Source organism: Marinobacter salinisoli, from assembly GCF_017301335.1.
GTDB lineage: Bacteria > Pseudomonadota > Gammaproteobacteria > Pseudomonadales > Oleiphilaceae > Marinobacter > Marinobacter salinisoli.
Map to the genome: position 1 here is coordinate 2273609 of NZ_CP071247.1, position 20529 is coordinate 2294137.

The window sequence follows — 20529 nt, forward strand, 5'->3', positions numbered from 1 at the left end:
AGAATCTTTCCCCGGCGGCAAGGATGCGGCCGGTCGTTCGTTTACCCGGGAGGACATGGAGTGTCCGGAAGCTCTTTCGGCCCAGTCTGGCCAGCGTCTGAACGCTTTTCTTCGCTTCTTGGCGTTATCGCCTTTTCTTGTGGCGCAATCATACTGTATTGGCAGTCAGCGTTACCACCTCTGGTCAGTGCCTTGGCGGGCTCTATCACAGCTTTTTGCATTCTGCTCTGGGTGCGTTCCCGCTTGGTCCGGCAGGCGCTCTTTGTCGTCGGGGCGTTTTGTGCCGGTATGGCGTGGGTTGCCTGGCACGCGGAGCTGCGGCTCAATCAGCGACTGCCGGCTGAGCTTGAAGGCGTTCCAGTATCGGTGTCCGGCTACGTTTGTGATGTTCCGGCGCCCGGAAGTTTTGACAGTCTGAAGTTCAGTTTCTGTGTGACTCACTGGCATCGACCGGATGATGAGCTGAGTGGAACGTCCTTGCCGGACAGGTTGCGGCTGGCCTGGTATGGCGCTGACCGGCGGTGGTTGCCGGATCACCGGCTGCGCCTGACGGTTGTATTGAAGCGCCCTCACGGCGCTCTGAACCCAGAAGGATTTCGTTACGAGGATTGGCTGTTTCGGCATGGATACCGGGCAACTGGCAGTGTTCGCTCCATTGAGCCGGATACACAGGTGCCTTGCGGCCTTCGGTGTCATTACGCGAAACAGCATGGTCAGGTGGTCCGGTGGGTTCAGCACCAATTTGCCGGGGCCCGGCAGGTTTCACTGATCGGTTCGCTGCTTGTCGGGTATCGGGGCGAGCTGGAACCGGCGCAGTGGTCGCTGCTGCGCGCCACCGGCACTATCCATCTTGTTGCCATATCCGGGCTTCATCTCGGGCTGATCGCCGTGGGCGTGAATTTGATTGCGGGTAGGCTGATCCGACGTGTGCCAGTCGCCTGGATGACTGAATCGGCGCGTCGTGGATGGATTTACAGCGCCATTGCCGTGAGTTGCCTGCTCTACGCACTGGTCGCCGGATTTACGGTGCCCACGCAACGAGCTTTGATCATGGTGCTGGTAGGCGGGTGGAGTTTGTTGCTGGCCCGGGCAGATGGCGTCTGGCGGCCTCTGATTTATGCGCTGGGGCTGACCCTGGTGATGGACCCCTTTGCTCCGCTGGATCAGGGCTTCTGGCTGTCTTTCGCCGCCGTGGCGGTGCTTATCGGGGTGTTTTCCGGACGGGTGGGGCGGCTCGGCTGGGTGCGCTCCTTGCTGATGGCCCAGGTGGCCGTGTTTGCCGGTCTCTGGCCTGCATTGATTCTGGTTGGTCAGGCCCAGCCGCTGGCAGGGGCGCTGGCGAATCTTGTCGCCATTCCCTGGATATCCCTTGTGGTAATGCCCCTGTTAATGATTGCCGGGGTATCGGCGGCATTACTACCTGAGCTGGCTGAACTGTTTGTGCCTCTGCTTGATGGGGTTTTGGGCGTGTTCTGGTGGTGGCTGAGCCGGGTGTCTGAACTGCCTTTTCCGGACGTTCGTCCGGGTATTGTGGTCGTGGGGCTGTTCGCGCTCATGATCCTGAGCGTCGTGCACAGCCCTTTTCTTTCGAGCCGTTTGGCGGCAGGTTTCATTGCATTGCTCTGGTTCTGTCAAAACCAATCACCAACGGTTAACGCATCGGTGTTGGTGCCCGAAGTGCGTGTCTGGGACGTGGGGCAAGGCATGTCGATTCTGGTGCGTCATCAGAACGATGTGTTGTTGTACGACACCGGGCCGGAGGTTCCCGGTGTGTTTTCCGCGGTTGAATCGGTGATTTTGCCCAACCTGCGTGCGCTGGGTGTGGTCCGTGTTGACACGTTGGTGGTTAGCCATGCCGACAGTGATCATGCTGGTGGTCTTTCAACGCTGGCGAAAGCGTTTGATGTGGGCGCAGTAGTGAGCGGCGAGCCCGAAGAGGTCCGAGAGAAACTGGGCCCCGGTCTCCGTGTGCTGCGGTGCGACCCCGGGCAGGCAAGGGTTGGCGAGCTGGCGGTCGAATTCTGGCGTTCGCCCGGGACGCAGGAGGGGAACGATGCGTCCTGTGTTTTACGGGTGCGCAGTCCCGACCGGCGTGTTGAGTGGATCTTACCGGGGGACATCAGTCGTCAGGTAGAGCAGGAGTACCTGGCGCAGTCACAAGGCACGTGGGATAACGCCGCAGCCCGGATAATGATTGCGCCTCACCATGGCAGCAAGACCTCGTCGTCCCGGGAATGGGTGGCTTACAGTCGGCCCGACGCAGTGATTTTTTCGGCCGGCTACCGGCATCGGTTCGGGCACCCCCATCGCGCGGTGACGGCCCGCTACCGGGAATTTGGCGCAAGGCTGTTCAGCACGGCGTGTTCCGGCGCGTTGACCTTTTCTGTTGATGAGGATGGCCTGCAGATCAGCGAGGCATGGCCAGGTACCCCGTTCTGGATTGGCGGCGAAGGCCAAACCCGCGGGGACTGTAAAATACCGTGACATTCCGGGTGTGGCCTCCCGTGACAGCTATGCTAAAGTAGCGCCGCTTGTTATTAATCAGGGAGACCGAGCGTGTTTGAGCTGTTAAAAGCCGGTGGCATTTTGATGGTGCCGATTGTTGCCTGTTCCATTCTGGCACTTGCGATTATCCTGGAGCGGTTCTGGACCCTTCGTCCTTCCAGAGTGGCACCTAACCAGTCCGTCAATGAACTCTGGCGCTGGATCAAAAAGAAGGAGCTCAACGGCCGCAAGCTGAAGGCGTTGCAGGCATCATCTCCGATGGGTCGCATTCTTGCTGGTGGTTTGCTCAACGCCAAACATGGTCGGGAGATCATGAAAGAAAGCATCGAGCACGAAGCCAGCCAGGTGATCCACGATCTCGAACGCTTCCTGAACCCGCTCGGCACCGTGGCCACCGTGACGCCTTTGCTTGGTCTTTTGGGCACTGTGATCGGTATGATCAAAGTGTTCGCCGAAATTCAGCTTTCCGGCGTCGGTAATGCCGGAAACCTGGCCGGCGGTATCTCTGAAGCTCTGATTACCACCGCGGCCGGTCTGAGTGTTGCCATCCCGGCCCTGATTGCCCACCGTTATTTTATCCGCCGAGTGGATGAACTGGTGGTTGGTATGGAACAGGAGGCCATTAAACTGGTCGAGGTGGTTCACGGGGACCGTGAAATCGACGTAGAGGGAGCCTGAACACCGTGAAGTTCAAGCGCCAGAGAAGTCAGGAAGTCGGTGTCGATCTCACGCCCTTGATTGACGTGGTGTTCCTGTTGCTGATCTTTTTTATGGTCTCAACCACTTTCACCCGGGAAAGCCATCTTCAGGTGGAATTGCCCGAAGCCAGCGCTGAGCCGGCGTCGCCTGCCGAAGCGGAGCAGATTGATGTTGTCATCAACGCTGAGGGCCAGTACATGCTGAATGGCCGCTCGCTGGTGAACAACCGTCGGGAAACGCTGGAGCGTGGGGTCAAGGAATTGTCCGGTGGGGATAGCTCCCTGCCATACATCATCACGGCCGATGCCCGCACGGCCCACGAGTTTGTGGTCCGGGCCATGGACGTTGCCGGCCGTCTCGGGTTTGCTAAACTCAGCATCACGACCGAGCGGGAGACTGAGACTCAGTGAGCAGCAGCGATCCTCTACCCACTGCGGGCCAGGAGGTGTCGCCCGGCAGCTGGGAAACCTATAAACGCCTGCTGGCCTACGTGAAGCCATTCTGGCTGGCGTTTTCGCTGGCTATTGTCGGCAACGTTATCTATGCAGGCGCGTCTACCGGCATGGCTGCGGCCATGGAATACGTCATCCAGGCCATCGAAAACCCCACGGACGGCAACCGGATACTGCTGACCTCGATCATTGTGGCGGTGTTTGCCCTGCGTGGCGTTGGCACCTTCATGAGCCAGTATTTCATCAACTACGTCGGACGGCATGTGATCAATGCCCTGCGCAGTGATGTCTTCAATCGCCTGCTGACACTCCCGTCCCGTTATTTTGACGACAACGCTTCCGGGCGCCTTGTCTCGAAACTGACCTTTAATGTCGAACAGGTGGCGGAGGCCACGACCAGCGCCGTGACCATCACCCTGAGGGAAGGCTTGACGGTGGTCGGCTTGCTCGGCTTTATGCTGTATACCAACTGGAAACTCACCCTGATCTTTCTGGCGGTTGGCCCGTTGATCGGTGCCGTGGTCAGTTACGCCAGTAAGCGCTTCCGGCGCATCAGTAAGCGGATCCAGGGCTCGATGGGGGATATTACCCACGTAGCTTCCGAGTCTATTGCCGGTTACCGGGTGGTTCGAACCTTCGGCGGCGAAGACTACGAACGCCAGCGTTTCGAAGAGGTCAACGATCGCAATCTCCTGCAGAGCCTGAAAATGGCCTCAACGCAGGCCATCAGCGTGCCGGTGATTCAGGTATTGGTGGCCATCGCCATCGCCGCGCTGGTCTGGACTATGCTGGCGCCAGACATCCGTGATGGCATGACCACCGGGCAACTGGTGGCATTCATCACCGCGGCCGCAACCATGGCCAAGCCCATCAGGCAGGTCACCTCGGTGCACGCCAAGATTCAGAAAGGCGTTGCCGCCGCGTACGATGTGTTTGAAACCATTGATGAACAACCGGAGCAGGACCCGGGCACGTTTGCCCCTGAGCGGGTCAAAGGCAATATCCGCTTCGACGATGTCTCGTTTCGTTATCGGAACCAGCTCGACAATGTGCTGGAAGGGATCTCGATTGAGATACCCGAGGGCCAGAGCGTGGCGCTGGTTGGCAAGTCCGGCAGTGGTAAATCCACCCTGGTCAGTCTTCTGCCCCGGTTTTACGAATACACCGGTGGCGAGATCTTTATCGACGACCACGCCCTGCGTGATTACACACTGAAGGCGCTTCGCGCTCAGATTGCGCTGGTGACCCAGAACGTTGTGCTGTTTAACGACACGATTGCAGCCAATATCGCCTATGGCGCATTGAGGGACTGCAGTCGTGAGGAAATCCGGCAGGCGGCAAGAAAAGCCCACGCGCTGGAATTCATTGAGCGCATGCCAGAGGGGCTGGACACCATGATTGGTGATAACGGCGTGATGCTTTCCGGGGGGCAGCGCCAACGACTGGCCATCGCCAGGGCGCTGCTCAAGGACGCACCGATTCTGATTCTCGATGAAGCAACCTCGGCACTGGATACCGAGTCTGAGCGCCATATTCAGGAAGCGCTGGAGACCGTTATGCAGGGCCGCACCACACTGGTGATTGCGCACAGGTTGTCCACCATCGAGAAGGCTGACCGCATTCTGGTGATGGACAACGGCGGCATCGTTGAATCCGGGCGCCACGACGAACTCCTGGCCGCAGGGGGAGCCTACGCCCAGTTGCATCAGATGCAATTTAGCGAGCAGGCATGATTTCACTGGTTGACAGGCTCTGGTACGGAGAGGGTCGTCCTCTCTGGTTTCTGGCGCCTTTTTCCTGGCTATTCCAGGCGGTGTCCGGTACCCGGCGCAGAAAGGCCTGGGACGTGAAAGACGATGACTTGCCTGTGCCGGTGATTGTGGTGGGAAATATCACCGCCGGAGGCACGGGCAAATCACCTCTGACGGCCTGGTTGGTATCCGAGCTGAAAAATGCTGGCTGGCGTCCCGTTGTTCTGAGCCGTGGCTATGGCGGCAAGTCTTCTCAATACCCTCTTCTGGTTACTGCGGATTCCGATCCTCGGGTGGTCGGCGATGAGCCGGTGATGCTGGCTCAGACCACGGCAATGCCCGTCGTGGTGGATCCACAGCGTCGTCGGGGGGCTGCCTGGGCGCTGGAGAAGGGGCTGGGTGATGTCCTGGTGTGTGACGATGGCCTCCAGCATTACCAATTACCGCGCGACCTTGAGTTGGCTGTGTTTGATGGTGCCCGGGGTATCGGCAATGGCGCTATTATTCCCGTTGGGCCACTGCGGGAGCCGGTGTCCCGATTATCGTCGGTTGATTTCATGGTAATCAATGGCGGTCCATTCGCAGCCGGCGAAAAACTCGAGTCGTTTCAGGACATCAAGCATCCGGATATCTACGCGATGGCCCTGGAGCCGTCGTCACTGACTAATCTCAATACTGGAGAGTCGCGTCCGCTGGCGGACCTGCAAGGCCGGTCCGTGCGAGCGGTTGCTGGAATCGGAAACCCCGGGCGGTTTTTCGATACACTGAGAGCCCTCGGGGCAGAGGTGACGGAAGCGCCGTTTGCGGACCATCACCAGTTCAAGGCTGCGGACCTGGAGTCCGGTGCCAGCCAGTGGATTGTCATGACGGCCAAAGACGCCGTGAAATGCCGAAGCTTTGCCCCGGACAATGCCTGGGTTTTCTCGGTGCAAGCGACATTGTCAGAAGATTTCGCCGGGGCGGTTATGGCGAGAATCCGCGAAAACGCCCGTAAACTGAAAGGGTAATCCCGGGTATCAGTACCCACAGAGCCTATTGAGAGTGATTATGGATAAGAAACTGCTGGCAATGCTGTCCTGCCCTGTGTGCAAGGGTGATCTGAAACTGAATGAGCCGCGGACCGAGCTCATCTGTTACCAGGACGCCATGGCGTTCCCGATCCGCGAAGGCATCCCGGTGATGCTTGCAGGAGAGGCCCGGACCCTCAGCACGGACGAACGTCTCGATAAGCGTTAAAACGTCGAATCAGGATACCGCGCCCATGTCTTTTACCGTTGTAATCCCCGCACGTTATGCGTCAACCCGGCTTCCGGGCAAACCGTTGGCGGATATTGCCGGCAAGCCCATGATTCAGCATGTGTTTGAGCGGGCACAGGAAAGTCGAGCCGAACGGGTCGTTATCGCGACCGATGATGATCGCGTCCAATCCGCCTGCGAAGCCTTTGGTGCGGATGTGGTGATGACATCTCCGGACCACGCCAGTGGCACCGACCGACTGGAGGAAGTGGCCCGTTTGCTGGAGTTCGAGCCCGACCACCGGGTCGTGAACGTGCAGGGGGACGAACCTCTGATTCCCCCGGCCGTCATCAATCAGGTTGCCGATAATCTTGAGCTTTACCCGGACGCTGCCATCGCCACTTTGTGCGAAAGGCTGCACGATGCGGAGCAGGTTTTTAACCCGAACGTAGTCAAGGTGGTTTTTGACCATCAGGGCATGGCGCATTATTTCAGCCGGGCGCCCATCCCCTGGGCGCGGGATTTGTGGCAGGAAGGCTCGCCACTGCCAGGCGCCGGAGTCTCCCTGCCGGAAAATATCGGGTACTTCCGTCACATCGGCATTTATGGCTACCGGGCCAGCGTTCTGGAGCAGTTCGTCAGCTGGCCGCCCGCGCCTCTGGAGCAGGTCGAGGCGCTTGAGCAGCTAAGGGCGCTGTATAACGGCGCGCAGATTCACGTGGATGTGGCACTGGAAACACCGCCCGCGGGTGTCGATACCGAGGCAGACCTGTCGCGGCTTCGTGAATGGATGCAGGGAAGGGGGCATCAATGACCGACAAGGTTCGTGTGCTGTTTGTCTGTCTCGGCAACATTTGTCGTTCGCCAAGTGCTGAGGGTGTCTTCCAGGCACTGGTGGATCAGTCTGGTCTGGGGGATCAAATTGAGGTGGATTCCTGCGGCACCGGTCATTGGCATGTGGGTAAGTCACCAGACTCTAGGGCCGTCCAGGCGGCCAGAAAGCGGGGTGTTGATATCACCCGGCTTCGGGCCCGGCAGTTCGTGACCGACGACCTCGTGCGTTTTGACCACGTACTGGTCATGGATCGTCAAAATCTGGCGGATGTCACCGACGTCTGGCATCAGACAGGGGGAACCCGTCCGGTCCTGTTTCTTGACTATGGGCGCTCCGGCCATCAGGAGGTGCCTGACCCCTATTACGGCGGTGAGGACGGTTTTGAGCTGGTGTTGGATCTGATTCACGAGGCCGGTGAGGGCTTGTTGGCTGAAATCCGGGAGCGCCTGTCTTGAGTCAGTTGAACGGACTGCTGGAGCAGGTTGAACTCCAAGACCTGAATACTCTGCATGTTGGCTCGGTTGCCCGTTATTACTTTGAGGCACGGGATGCCGAAGGCCTGCAGTCGGCGCTGGAGTGGGCCTCAGGCAAGGGAGTCAGGGTACTGATCCTGGGTGGCGGCAGTAATCTGGTGTTCGATGGAAATTTTGAAGGTCTGGTTATCCGCATTTGTATCCGGGCAAGGTACTGGCAAGACCTCTGTGACAGTGAGGCGACTCTGGTTCTGGGTGCGGGTGAAAACTGGCATGACGCTGTGTTATACGCGGCAGGGGCCGGATACCGCGGAATTGAGAACCTGGCGCTGATTCCCGGAACCGCAGGTGCTGCCCCGGTGCAGAACATTGGTGCGTATGGGGTAGAGCTGTGCGACACCCTGGTATCGGTATCGGCGCTGGATCGTCGCTCCGGTGCCATGGTCGAGCTGACCAACGACGACTGCCGTTTTGCCTACCGAGACAGCCTGTTCAAGGAAGTTCCCGGGCGCTACGTGATCACCGACATTCGGTTGCGGCTTTCGCGCACCAAGCCGCTTCAGCTCGGTTACAAAGACCTTGAGGAGTACCTGGGCGATAAGGCGAATCCGGAGTGCCAGGTCATGGATGTGGTGGAGGCAGTGATGGCGATTCGCCGAAGAAAGCTGCCGGATCCCGCCACGCTGCCCAATGCAGGCAGCTTTTTCAAAAACCCGGTGGTGGATGCCAGTGAATACGATCGCCTGAGGGCGCTGTTCCCCGGTATCGTCGGTTATCCCCAGTCTCAGGGGGTCAAGCTTGCGGCTGCCTGGCTGATCGACCAGAGTGGCTGGAAAGGATTCCGCAATGCCCGAGTGGGGGTGCACAACCGCCAGGCACTGGTGCTGATCAACCATTCCAACGGTACAGGGGCCGATATTCTGGCGCTGGCGGCCGAGATTCGTGCGTCAGTGAAGGCGAAGTTTGGCGTGGAACTGGAGATGGAACCCGGCGTTGTAAGCTAGGCGGCAGGGTTTCAGGAGCGGCCGTTGCCGGCCGCCCTTCTGGTAGAGGCTTACAGCCCTTTGCGTGGCGACTGATTCAACAGGAAGCTCAGTGCTTCTTCGATCGCGACATCCTGCTTTTCCTCGTCGCGACGACCCTTGTATTCCAGAGTTCCCGCAGTCAGCCCCCGGTCGGATACCACAAAGCGGTGTGGGATGCCGATCAATTCCATGTCGGCAAACTTAACTCCTGGGCGTTCGTTCCGGTCATCCAGAAGCACATCGAAACCAGCCTGACGCAGCTGCTCGTATAGCTTGTCGCCAGCTTCCGCAACTGTCGGCGATTTATGGGCATTGAGGGTAACAATCGCCACTTCGAAGGGGGCGATGGCATCCGGCCAGATGATGCCTTTGTCGTCGTGGTTCTGCTCGATGGATGCGGCCACGATGCGCGAAACCCCGATACCGTAGCAGCCCATCTGCATCACCACGCTCTTTCCATGCTCATCGAGAACCGTGGCGTTCATGGCCTGGCTGTATTTGTCGCCAAGCTTGAAGATATGGCCCACTTCGATGCCGCGACGGATTTCCAGAGTACCTTTACCATCCGGACTTGGATCGCCTTCCACGACGTTACGAAGATCCGCAACCTGGCCTGGCACCGCGTCCCGTTCCCAGTTCACGCCGGTCAGGTGGTAGCCCTCCTTGTTAGCGCCGCATACGAAATTGGCGAGCTGGGCTGCACTACGATCGACAATTACCGGGATGTTGAGCTTCACAGGGCCGATAGAGCCGGGCTTGCAGCCGGTGGCCTTCTCGATTTCCTCATCGGTTGCCATGGTCAGCGGCTCTGCTACACCTTCCAGTTTCTCGGCTTTGATTTCGTTCAGGGTGTGATCACCCCGCAGGATGAGCGCGACCAGTCCGGCCTGGCCGTTCTCGTCCTCTTCGCCTTTGACCAAAAGCGTCTTCACGGTGCGGGTTGTGTCTACGCCCAGGAACTTAGACACGTCCTCGATGGTGCGTTGGTCCGGGGTGGCTACTTCTTTCAGTTCTTCGGACGGCGCAGGACGCTCACCGGCAGGGGCAACGGCTTCAGCCTTTTCAATGTTGGCGGCGTAGCTGCTTTCCGTGCTGAACACGATGTCGTCTTCACCGGAGGAGGCCAGCACGTGGAATTCGTGGGACGCGCTGCCGCCAATGGCGCCGGAATCGGCCTGAACCGGGCGATAATCCAGTCCCAGTCGGTCGAATATGGCGCAATAAGTCTGGTGCATGATGTCGTAGGTTTCACCCAGTGACTCAGTGTTCAGGTGAAACGAGTAGGCATCCTTCATCACGAATTCGCGGGCACGCATCACACCAAAGCGAGGGCGCCGCTCATCGCGGAACTTGGTCTGAATCTGGTAGAAGTTGGCGGGCAGTTCCTTATAGCTCTTCAATTCGTTGCGGATCAGATCGGTAATCACTTCTTCGTGCGTCGGCCCGAAGCAGAAGTCGCGGCCATGACGGTCATTGAGCCTGAGCAGTTCACCGCCGTACTGGTCCCAGCGACCGGATTCTTCCCACAGTTCCGAGGGCTGAACCGCGGGCATCAGTACTTCCTGTCCGCCACTCTTGTCCATTTCTTCGCGAACAATGCGCTCTACCTTTCGCAGGGTGCGCAGGCCCATGGGCAGCCATGTGTACAAGCCGGCCGCTAGCTTGCGGATCATCCCGGCACGCAGCATGAGCTGGTGGCTGATCACCTCGGCATCCGCCGGCGTTTCTTTCAGGGTTGCAATCAGATAACGGCTAGCTCGCATTTTGTTTTCCGTATGCTCAATTCAGGAGTGTCTGGATTCGTGGACAGGCTGACATGGTGCCGCCGGGCCTGTACCTGAAATTTGTGTGGGCGATATTGTACGGAGGCTGTATGCCAAGGTACAGACGACGGTGACGGAATCTCTTAACCGTCCGGTTATATTGCCAGCCCGGTCAGGACAGATATCCCAGGGGCAGGGTTGTGCTGTCGATAACCCGACGAAGAACAAAGCTGGAGTGGACGCCACTGACGCCGGGAATCCTGGTAATTCGGTTCAGCAGAAAGTGATGATAGTGGTCCATATCCGGAACCACGACCTTCAGCATGTAATCCGCATCCTGCCCGGTGATCAGGTAGCATTCCTGAACCTCCGGATACTCCGATACCTGTTCCTCGAATGCCGCGAAGCGCTCCGGGGTATGCCGGTCCATGCCGATCAGAATGATGGCGGTGAGAGACAGACCAAGCTTTTTGTGGTCGAGCACCGTCACCGTACGGAGCAGAATGCCCGCGTCCTCCAGTGCCCTGACTCGTCTCAGGCAGGGGGAGGGCGAGAGCCCCACCTTTTCCGCGAGCTCCTGATTGGTCAGGGCGCCATTTTGCTGGAGCTGCTCCAGGATTCGACGATCGGTGTTGTCGATTTTCACCAGGGTCTCGGTTTTAGAAGGCATATTATTGTGCAAATTAGGCTTTATTAGGAATAGTATTGCCAAAAATAGATTTATCAGACGAAAATAGCAATCAAATTCTGCTGATTTGGGGTTAACCTAGTGCAGTAGGAATAATTCAGCCATCGCTCATGCAAGGATCTTTCACATGGCTTTTGATCACCGTAAGTACGCAGCATTCAAACCCATTCGAAAGACCGATCGCCGCTGGCCGGATCAGGTTATCGAGAAGGCTCCGATGTGGTGTGCGGTGGACCTGCGAGACGGCAACCAGGCGCTGGTCAAGCCCATGAATGTTCAGCAGAAGCAGCGTCTGTTCGATTTGCTCGTCAAGCTCGGTTTCAAGGAAATTGAGATCGGCTTTCCGTCAGCCAGCCAGCCTGATTTTGATTTCTGCCGTAGGTTGATCGAAGAAAACCGGATTCCGGATGACGTCACAATTCAGGTCTTGACCCAGGCCCGGCCGGAGTTGATCGAGCGTACCTATGAGGCGTTGAAGGGTGCGAAGCGGGCTATCGTGCATGTCTACAACTCCACATCGACGGTGCAAAGAGAGCAGGTTTTCGGTCTGGACCGTGCAGGTATTCGTGACATAGCCGTTAACGGTGCCCGGGTGGTTCGTGAGTTTGCCCAGAAGTACCCGGAAACGGAGTGGACCTTCCAGTATTCGCCGGAAAGCTTCACCGGTACCGAACTCGATTTTGCCGCAGAGGTAGTGAACGCCGTCACCGAGGTGTGGCGCCCGGACCAGGGGCAGCCCGTAATCATTAACCTGCCAGCAACGGTGGAGATGGCGACCCCGAACGTTTTCGCAGACCAGATTGAGTGGATCTGCGACAACATTCAGCGCCGCGAGCACTTGAGCATCAGTGTGCATACCCACAACGACCGCGGTTGCGGTGTGGCGGCCGCTGAATTGGCGGTGATGGCCGGGGCTGACCGTGTGGAAGGCACGTTGATGGGCAACGGTGAGCGCACCGGCAACATGGATCTGGTCACCATGGCCATGAACCTCTACTCCCAGGGGGTGGATCCGATGCTGGACCTGTCATGCATGGCCGAGATCACCGAAGTGGTTGAAGCCTGTACCGAAATCTCTACCCACCCGCGCCACCCCTACGCGGGCGAACTGGTCTTCACGGCGTTTTCCGGCAGCCATCAGGACGCCATTCGCAAGTGTCTGGCGCGCCGCAAGCCGGACGATACCTGGAACGTGGCGTATCTGCCGATTGATCCGTTTGATGTGGGCCGCCGGTATGAAGAAGTTGTGCGCATCAACAGCCAGTCGGGTAAAGGAGGAGTGGCTTACGTTCTGGAACGGGATTACGACATCTCTCTGCCGCGCTGGCTGCAAATTGAATTCAGTAAAGTGGTTCAGCAGGAAGCCGAGACCAACGGCGGCGAAATCGACTCACTGACAATCCACCGTCTTTTCGAGTCGCGCTATCTGAACGTTCCGTCGGGCTGGGCGCTGTCGTCCTATGACCTTCGGCGCGATGATTCCGGCGTAAAGGCAGAGGTCTCCGTTGGTAGTCCTGACATCTGTTTGTCGTTGGCAGGGCAGGGCCTTGGTGCGGTGGAGGCTGTCTCAGATGCGCTGGAACGACAGTTCGGGCTGACTATTGCCGTCGAGGCCTACGATGAGTTTGCCTTGGGCGAGGGTACCAAGGCTAACGCCATGGCGTGCATTCGCGTAACGGTGAATGACCAGCACTGCAGCGCCGCTGCGCTGGCCGAAGACACCACGTCCGCGACGTTACAGGCCCTGCTGTCAGCGGTTGCCCAAGTGGCGGGTGAGCGTTATGGCGTGCAGAAGCAGGATCCGGTGGCTGTCGGAGCCTGAACAGGGCGCATAAAAAAAGCCGGCAGAGATGCCGGCTTTCTGGTTTTCCAATGCCCGTGAGGGGCAGTGGACGGGTCTGGCAACCTCACACCGGGGTCACATTCTCCGCCTGCGGACCTTTGGGTCCCTGCGTGATTGTGAATTGCACCTGCTGGCCTTCAGCCAGGGAGCGGAAACCGGAAGCGTTGATTGCACTGTAGTGAACGAAAACGTCACTGCCGCCGTCCTGAGCGATAAATCCAAAGCCCTTGGAGTCGTTGAACCACTTAACGTGGCCTGTTTTTGTATCGGACATGATCTTTCCTGTATTTTTCAATCTTTCCCTCACGGGGACCTTCATGATTCCTTTCGGAACGCGTGCTGGAAAACCAGGGAGTACTGAGGAAGGAGTAACGAAAAGCACTTCGGCAGGACGTCAAATCACATTCACAAAATACCGCTGTATTTTCACAGCAATTTTCAGTATAGACCGACTTCATTACGCGTCAACGCATTTTTCACTCCTTTGTTCATTAAAATTCACCATTTAAAACAGCTATTTGCCACTCCCATGGTTGGAAAATGGCCAGCTGCCTTCTGGCAGCCGGCTGGCAGGTTAATGGTCACTAATTAGCCAAGCTGTTCTTTGATTTCCGTCAGGATGGCGGGGTCGTCAATTGTGCTGGGAACGGTGTACTCTTCACCGTCGGCGATCTGACGAATGACTCGGCGTAGAATTTTTCCCGAGCGTGTTTTGGGCAGCCGCTCGACCACCAGCGCCCGTCGGAAGCAGGCAATTGCACCGATTTTCTCCCGCACCATCTCGACCAGCTCATCCTCCAGTTCGTCATGGTTGATGGTGGCGCCGTCCTTGATGAGCACCAGTCCGATCGGTATCTGGCCCTTGAGCTCGTCGTGGGCGCCCACCACGCAGCATTCGGCAACGGCCGGATGGGATGCCAGAACTTCTTCCATTTCCCCGGTAGACAAGCGGTGGCCTGCGACGTTAATGACGTCGTCGGTGCGCCCCATAATGAATACGTAGCCATCTTCGTCAATGTAGCCGCCGTCGCCGGAGGTGTAGTAGCCCGGCACCGGGTCGAGATAGCTGTGCTGAAACCGCTGGTCATCGCCCCATACTGTCAGCAGGCAACCGGGAGGCAGGGGCAGCTTGACCACCACCTGACCCTGTTGGCCGGCCGGCGTCTGGTGGCCTCGGCTGTCGACGATCTGAACATTGAAGCCCGGCGACGGCACAGTGGCGGAGCCGGCTTTGGTTTTCATCATCTCAAGACCCACCGGGTTGCAGCAGATGGCCCAGCCGGTCTCCGTTTGCCACCAATGATCCAGGACCGGGAGATTAGTGTGCTCCTTGAGCCAATCGTATGTTGGCGGGTCGAGGCGTTCGCCGGCCAGGAAGAGGCGTTTCAGGGAGTTGATGTTGTAACGGGCCAGCTGGTCCGCCTCCGGATCTTCTTTGCGAATTGCCCGGAACGCGGTAGGAGCGGTGAACAGCAGGTTCACGCCGTGGTCCTGAACGACGCGCCAGAACGCACCGGCGTCAGGAGTTTTTACCGGCTTACCCTCATAAAGAATGGTCGTACAGCCGGCAAAGAGTGGGCCGTAGACAATGTAGCTGTGGCCGACTACCCAGCCCACATCCGACGCCGCCCAGTAGACATCGCCGGGGTTGGCGTCGTACACCAGTTTCATGCTGTAGGTAATGGCGACGGCATGCCCGCCATTATCGCGGACCACACCTTTCGGCTTACCGGTGGTGCCGGAGGTATACAGGATATACAGTGGATCGGTTGCTTTGACGGGCACCGGGTCGGCCGGTTCGGCGGCTTCCGTTGCGGCCTGCCAGTCGACATCGCGGTCGGAATTGAATTCGGCCGTTACTTCCGGGCGCTGGAAGACAATGCAGCAGTCGGGCTTGTGTTCGGATTGGTCGATGGCTCTGTCGACCAATGGCTTATAGGCGATCACTCGATTGACTTCAATGCCGCAAGAGGCGGTCAGCACGGCCTTGGGCTTGGCGTCATCGATGCGCACGGCCAGTTCGTGAGACGCGAATCCACCGAAGACCACCGAGTGAACGGCGCCAATTCTGGCGCAAGCCAGCATGCCGATAACGGCTTCGGGAATCATCGGCATATAGATGATGACCCGGTCGCCCTTGGCGATGCCCTGATTCTTGAGCGCGCCGGCGAATAGGGCAACCGCTTCGGTCAGTTCGCGGTAGGTGTACGAGCGCTTTGTGTCCGTGACCGGTGAGTCGTAGATCAGCGCGGCCTGATCACCCCGGCCGGCGTTGATGTTGGCATCCAGAGCAATTTGCGAGGAGTTGAGTTCGCCATCCGGAAACCAGACGCCGTGACCGTTACTCGTTGCTTGCCATATGGTTTTCGGCGGCTTTATCCAGTCGATCTTTCCTGCCTGTTCGCGCCAGAAGTCTTCCGGATGGTCGATAGACCGTCGAAACTCCGTGTAATAGCCCATACATTCCACCTTCATTCAGCCTGCTTTTATCTTTCTTGTTGTTGTACAACCCTTGTACAACTCCAACTCTAGGCTGTTTGAAATCGGCGACTAGTAGACCATTGGCTTAGTCTTTCAGGCGGGAGGCTCCGTTCTGGTCGTCGACGCTGGTCACGGTCGCAGCAAATGATCCGCTGGCCAGCCGGGCCCGGATGCGGTCGCCCTCGGAAAGACCGGCTGCGTCGCGCAGGATGCGCCCCTGGTCATCGCGAACAATGGCGTAGCCGCGGCCAAGAGTTGCCAGCGGGCTGACGACATGGAGTGTCTGCGCGGTGTGCTCAAGCCGGTTGCGGTAACGATCAAGTTGCTGGTGCAGTGCCTGATGCAGGCTCTGGCTCTGCCTCATCAGGGTCTCCTGGCAGCCGGTGAGCTGGCGCGCGGGCGACTGCATGGCGAGGCGCTGACGGAGGTGCTCCATGCGCACGTTCTGTTGATCGAGACGCTGGGTCAGACCTTTGCTCAGTCGCAACTCCAGCTCATCCAGGCGCTGGGCTTTCTCAAGTAGGCTGCGTCTCGGGTCTCTCAGTCGGGCGCTCAGATGTCCGAGCTGGGTCTCCAGGCGCTTGATGGATCGCCTTGCTGCGTTGCCAAGCCGCAATTCCTGGTCGCGAATTTGTCTTAGCCAGTGGCTCTGATCCGGAGAAATTTTTTCCGCGGCAGCGGAGGGGGTGGGAGCCCTCAGGTCGGCAATAAAGTCGGCGATGGTAACGTCCACTTCGTGCCCGACCGCGCTCACGGTGGGAATCGTGCAGCCGGCAATGGCCCGAGCTACCGCTTCTTCGTTGAAGCACCAGAGGTCTTCCAGAGACCCGCCGCCACGGCCCACGATGAGTACATCGGCCTTGCCGTGAGCTTGTGCTCTATCAATAGCCCGCACGATATCAGCCGTGGCTTCTTTGCCCTGAACCGCGGTCGGGTAGAGTGTCACTGGAATCGCCGGGCAGCGCCGGGCGAGGACGGTCAGGATGTCGTGAATCGCCGCCCCCGTGGGCGAGGTGACGACGCCGATGTGCCGGGGCATGGCCGGGATGGGCTTCTTCCGGCCGGCGTCGAACAATCCTTCGGCCTGGAGCTTTGCCTTCAGTTGCTCGAATGCCTGTTGAAGGGCGCCCAGTCCTGCCGGCTCGATGTGTTCGACGATGATCTGAAAATCACCTCGGTTCTCGTACAGCGTAACTTTCCCGCGGATTCTGACCTGGTCGCCTTCTTTGGGGATATTCCGGATACGCTGATTGAAACCCCGGAACATGGCGCACCGGATCTGACACCGGGCATCCTTGAGCGAGAAGTACCAATGCCCGGACGACGGGCGAGAGAACCCGGACAGCTCACCCTCCACCCAGACCTGCATAAAGCTGGATTCCAGCAGGTGTCGGGCCTGATGGTTCAGCTCGCTGACGGTCAGGGCGCGTGGTCTGGTGTCCGTCGTTGAGGGTGTAAGGGGGGTTGAGCCGGATCGATTCATAAGCAATAGCCGAGACTTGTGAGTAAAAAATCTTTTATTTCAGAAGGATAGCGTGATGCGACGGTTTCTTCGCGGTTTACTGACCCGTGGAGCCACTTTATAATAGCTCGATTAAGGTTTTTGCTTTGCTGTCACGCCGCAGAGACAGCATGGAAATTTCCAAATTAGCATGTTCAAAAGGCGGATCCCAATGCTGCGAATTGCCGAAGAAGGCCTCACGTTTGATGACGTTCTGCTGGTTCCCGGATACTCCGAAGTGCTGCCGCACGAGGTCAGTCTCCAGACCCAATTGACCCGGGACATTACCCTGAATATCCCGCTGCTCTCATCGGCCATGGATACGGTGACCGAAGCCGAGCTGGCGATTGCCATGGCTCAGGAAGGCGGCATCGGCATCATGCACAAGAACATGACCGTGGAGCAACAGGCAGCCGCAGTTCGAAAGGTCAAAAAGTTTGAGAGCGGTGTCGTCAAAGACCCGATCACCGTTGCGCCGGACACCACCGTGCGTGAGCTGGTTGATATCACCATGGCCAACAACATTTCCGGCTTGCCGGTGGTTGATGGTAACGATCTGGTGGGCATCGTGACTGGCCGTGACATCCGTTTCGAAAGCCGGATGGATACCCTGGTCAGGGACATCATGACGCCCAAGGAAAAACTGGTGACCGTCAAAGAGGGCGCGAGCCTGGAGCATGTCAAAGAGTTGCTCCATCGTCACCGCATCGAGAAGGTGCTGGTCGTTAACGACAACTTCGAGCTGCGCGGGCTGATCACCGTTAAAGATATTCAGAAAGCGAAAGACTACCCGCTGGCCTGTAAAGATGAGCAGGGTCGTCTGCGGGTTGGTGCCGCGGTCAGCACTGGTGGTGACACCGATGCACGCGTGACAGCACTGGCCGAAGCCGGTGTCGACGTCATTGTCGTGGATACGGCCCATGGCCATTCCCGTGGTGTGTTGGAGCGTGTGCGCTGGGTGAAACAGAACTTCCCGGACGTACAGGTCATCGGTGGCAATATCGCCACCTCCGAAGCCGCCATTGCGCTGGCAGATGCCGGCGCTGATGCGGTGAAAGTGGGGATCGGCCCCGGCTCAATCTGCACCACCCGGATCGTCGCCGGTATCGGTGTGCCGCAGATCTCGGCTGTTTCCAATGTCGCTGCCGCCCTCAAGGATCGCGGTGTTCCGCTGATTGCCGACGGTGGTATCCGGTTCTCCGGCGATATCGCCAAAGCCATCGCCGCGGGCGCCCACAGCGTCATGATCGGCAGCTTGCTGGCTGGCACAGACGAGGCGCCGGGCGAGGTTGAACTGTATCAGGGCCGGAGCTACAAGGCCTACCGCGGTATGGGGTCCCTCGGCGCCATGGGGCAGGGCTCCAGTGACCGGTACTTCCAGGATGCCAGCAAAGGCATCGAGAAGCTGGTTCCAGAGGGTATTGAAGGTCGCGTGGCCTGCAAGGGCCCGATGCGCAACATCGTGCACCAGCTTGTGGGTGGCTTGCGCGCCTCTATGGGTTACACGGGCAGTGCGACGATGGATGAAATGCGGACCAAGCCCGAATTCGTGCGGATTACCGCTGCCGGTATGCGTGAGAGTCACGTCCATGACGTGACCATCACCAAGGAAGCTCCGAACTACCGTATTGGTTAATCAATGAAACATCCAAGCGCGGCTCACTGAGCCGCGTTGTTCATTCTGTACCCGAGGAATCCATGGCCCAGAACATTCATGAACATCGCATCCTGATTCTCGATTTCGGCTCGCAATACACGCAGCTGATTGCGCGCCGCGTTCGGGAAATCGGCGTTTATTGTGAAATCAAGCCGTTCGACATTACCGACGACGAGCTGAACGACTTCAACCCGAAAGGGATTATTCTGGCTGGCGGACCGGAATCTGTGACTCAGCTGGGTGGGCCGCGCGCTCCAGAGGGGTTGTTCGAGCGAGGCATTCCAGTTCTGGGAATCTGCTACGGCATGCAGACCATGGCCGAGCAACTGGGCGGGCGAGTGGCAAGTTCTGAGAAGCGCGAGTTCGGTTATGCGCAGGTTAAGGTGCGTGCCGAAGGACCGTTGCTGAAGGATATCAAGGATCATCTCGACGCCAATGGCACCTCGCTGCTAGATGTCTGGATGAGCCATGGCGACAAAGTGGTCAGCATGCCGGAAGGCTTTGAGTTGCTGGCCGCCACAGAAAGTGCGCCGATTGCAGCCATGCAGGACGTCAGCCGACACCTCTATGGCGTGCAGTTCCACCCGGAAGTCACGCATACGCTCCAGGGTAAGCGGATTCTGGAGCACTTTGCGCTCAATATCTGCAAGTGCGAAGTGCTGTGGACGCCGGCCAAGATTGTTGAAGATGCGGTCGAAAAAATTCGCGAACAGGTGGGTTCCGACAAGGTTTTGCTGGGATTGTCCGGTGGCGTGGATTCCTCGGTAACCGCGGCCCTGCTGCACAAGGCGATTGGTGACCAGCTCACCTGCGTCTTCGTCGACAACGGCCTGCTGCGTCTCAATGAGGGCGAGCAGGTGATGGACATGTTCTCCCGCAATATGGGGGTCAAGGTGATCAAGGCAGAGGCCGAGGACCTGTTCCTGTCCAAGCTGAAGGGTGTGTCTGATCCTGAAGATAAGCGCAAGGTCATCGGCAACACCTTCATCGATGTGTTCGACGACGAAGCGGCGCGGATCACGGACGTGGATTGGCTGGCTCAGGGCACCATCTACCCGGATGTGATCGAATCTGCCGCTTCGAAAACCGGCAAGGCTCATGTGATCAAATCGCATCACAATGTGGGTGGTCTGCCCGAGACCATGAAACTCAAGCTGGTTGAGCCGCTGCGTGAGCTGTTCAAGGATGAGGTGCGCAAGATTGGTCTGGAGCTGGGCCTGCCGTATGACATGGTCTACCGTCATCCGTTCCCGGGGCCCGGGCTGGGTGTTCGGATTCTGGGCGAGGTGAAGAAAGAGTACGCCGATATTCTTCGCCGGGCTGATGCGATCTTCCTTGAAGAACTGCACCGGGCCGATCTTTACCACAAGACCAGTCAGGCTTTTGCGGTTTTCCTGCCGGTGAAGTCTGTCGGTGTTGTCGGTGATGCACGGCGATACGAATACGTTATTGCACTGCGGGCCGTGGAAACCATTGATTTCATGACCGCCCGGTGGGCGCACCTGCCATACGATCTTCTCGAGACCGTTTCCAACCGGATTATCAATGAAATAACGGGCGTTTCCCGCGTCACCTACGACATATCCTCCAAGCCGCCTGCCACGATCGAGTGGGAGTAAT

General features: G+C 58.3%; 17 protein-coding genes. 12 read left to right on the top strand and 5 right to left on the bottom strand.

The genetic code is table 11. The features are described 5' to 3' along the window. The first annotated feature begins 231 nt into the window (after positions 1–231). The 9 genes from LPB19_RS10355 (at position 232) to murB (ending at position 8955) form a co-directional block, all read left to right on the top strand. Complete coding sequence (locus LPB19_RS10355; protein ID WP_266097040.1) at positions 232–2484, top strand: DNA internalization-related competence protein ComEC/Rec2; 2253 nt, start codon at positions 232–234, stop codon at positions 2482–2484. 72 nt (positions 2485–2556) lie between these two features. Beyond that, entirely contained in the window at positions 2557–3183 is a 627-nt protein-coding gene (locus LPB19_RS10360) for a MotA/TolQ/ExbB proton channel family protein (RefSeq protein ID WP_206642838.1), read from the top strand. 5 nt (positions 3184–3188) lie between these two features. Beyond that, a complete protein-coding gene (locus LPB19_RS10365; protein WP_206642839.1) occupies positions 3189–3614 on the top strand; it encodes an ExbD/TolR family protein in 426 nt (141 codons plus the stop codon). Then, positions 3611–5389: a lipid A export permease/ATP-binding protein MsbA gene (msbA, locus tag LPB19_RS10370; RefSeq protein ID WP_228289088.1), complete on the top strand. Its 1779-nt coding sequence runs from the start codon at positions 3611–3613 to the stop codon at positions 5387–5389. Before LPB19_RS10365 ends, msbA begins: the two co-directional genes overlap by 4 nt. Next, entirely contained in the window at positions 5386–6414 is a 1029-nt protein-coding gene (gene lpxK / locus LPB19_RS10375) for a tetraacyldisaccharide 4'-kinase (RefSeq protein ID WP_206642840.1), read from the top strand. The genes msbA and lpxK overlap by 4 nt, the downstream gene beginning before the upstream one ends. A gap of 40 nt (positions 6415–6454) precedes the next feature. Beyond that, entirely contained in the window at positions 6455–6643 is a 189-nt protein-coding gene (locus tag LPB19_RS10380; protein WP_206642841.1) for a Trm112 family protein, read from the top strand. Between the two features lie 25 nt (positions 6644–6668). Next, positions 6669–7457, top strand: a complete 789-nt coding sequence (gene kdsB, locus LPB19_RS10385; RefSeq protein WP_206642842.1) for a 3-deoxy-manno-octulosonate cytidylyltransferase — start codon at positions 6669–6671, stop codon at positions 7455–7457. Further along, a complete protein-coding gene (locus LPB19_RS10390; RefSeq protein ID WP_206642843.1) occupies positions 7454–7933 on the top strand; it encodes a low molecular weight protein-tyrosine-phosphatase in 480 nt (159 codons plus the stop codon). The genes kdsB and LPB19_RS10390 overlap by 4 nt, the downstream gene beginning before the upstream one ends. Then, positions 7930–8955, top strand: a complete 1026-nt coding sequence (murB, locus tag LPB19_RS10395) for a UDP-N-acetylmuramate dehydrogenase (RefSeq protein ID WP_206642844.1) — start codon at positions 7930–7932, stop codon at positions 8953–8955. The genes LPB19_RS10390 and murB overlap by 4 nt, the downstream gene beginning before the upstream one ends. A 50-nt stretch (positions 8956–9005) precedes the next feature. Here the strand turns inward: murB and LPB19_RS10400 are convergent, their stop codons facing one another. Both LPB19_RS10400 and LPB19_RS10405 read right to left on the bottom strand, forming a co-directional pair. Further along, positions 9006–10739: a proline--tRNA ligase gene (locus tag LPB19_RS10400; RefSeq protein WP_206642845.1), complete on the bottom strand. Its 1734-nt coding sequence runs from the start codon at positions 10737–10739 to the stop codon at positions 9006–9008. A 172-nt stretch (positions 10740–10911) separates the two neighbouring features. Beyond that, the gene (locus LPB19_RS10405; RefSeq protein ID WP_228289089.1) at positions 10912–11409 is read right to left on the bottom strand and encodes an Lrp/AsnC family transcriptional regulator; all 498 of its coding nucleotides are present in this window, start codon (positions 11407–11409) and stop codon (positions 10912–10914) included. Positions 11410–11554: 145 nt separating this feature from the next. Here LPB19_RS10405 and leuA point away from each other — a divergent pair, with 145 nt between their 5' ends. Next, the gene (gene leuA, locus LPB19_RS10410) at positions 11555–13249 is read left to right on the top strand and encodes a 2-isopropylmalate synthase (RefSeq protein ID WP_206642846.1); all 1695 of its coding nucleotides are present in this window, start codon (positions 11555–11557) and stop codon (positions 13247–13249) included. A gap of 85 nt (positions 13250–13334) precedes the next feature. Here leuA and LPB19_RS10415 read toward each other — a convergent pair whose 3' ends face one another. The 3 genes from LPB19_RS10415 to xseA all read right to left on the bottom strand — a co-directional run bounded on the left by LPB19_RS10415 (position 13335) and on the right by xseA (position 17234). Next, a complete protein-coding gene (locus tag LPB19_RS10415; RefSeq protein ID WP_206642847.1) occupies positions 13335–13544 on the bottom strand; it encodes a cold-shock protein in 210 nt (69 codons plus the stop codon). 314 nt (positions 13545–13858) lie between these two features. Continuing rightward, complete coding sequence (locus LPB19_RS10420; RefSeq protein ID WP_206645768.1) at positions 13859–15730, bottom strand: propionyl-CoA synthetase; 1872 nt, start codon at positions 15728–15730, stop codon at positions 13859–13861. Positions 15731–15836: 106 nt separating this feature from the next. Beyond that, positions 15837–17234: an exodeoxyribonuclease VII large subunit gene (gene xseA, locus LPB19_RS10425; RefSeq protein WP_206642848.1), complete on the bottom strand. Its 1398-nt coding sequence runs from the start codon at positions 17232–17234 to the stop codon at positions 15837–15839. Between the two features lie 190 nt (positions 17235–17424). Here xseA and guaB point away from each other — a divergent pair, with 190 nt between their 5' ends. After that, positions 17425–18888 carry an IMP dehydrogenase gene (guaB, locus tag LPB19_RS10430; RefSeq protein WP_206642849.1) on the top strand — a complete coding sequence of 488 codons (1464 nt, stop codon included), beginning with the start codon at positions 17425–17427 and terminating at the stop codon, positions 18886–18888. 62 nt (positions 18889–18950) lie between these two features. Beyond that, positions 18951–20528, top strand: coding sequence for a glutamine-hydrolyzing GMP synthase (gene guaA / locus LPB19_RS10435; protein ID WP_206642850.1), 1578 nt, complete (start codon positions 18951–18953; stop codon positions 20526–20528). Position 20529 lies beyond the last annotated feature (1 nt).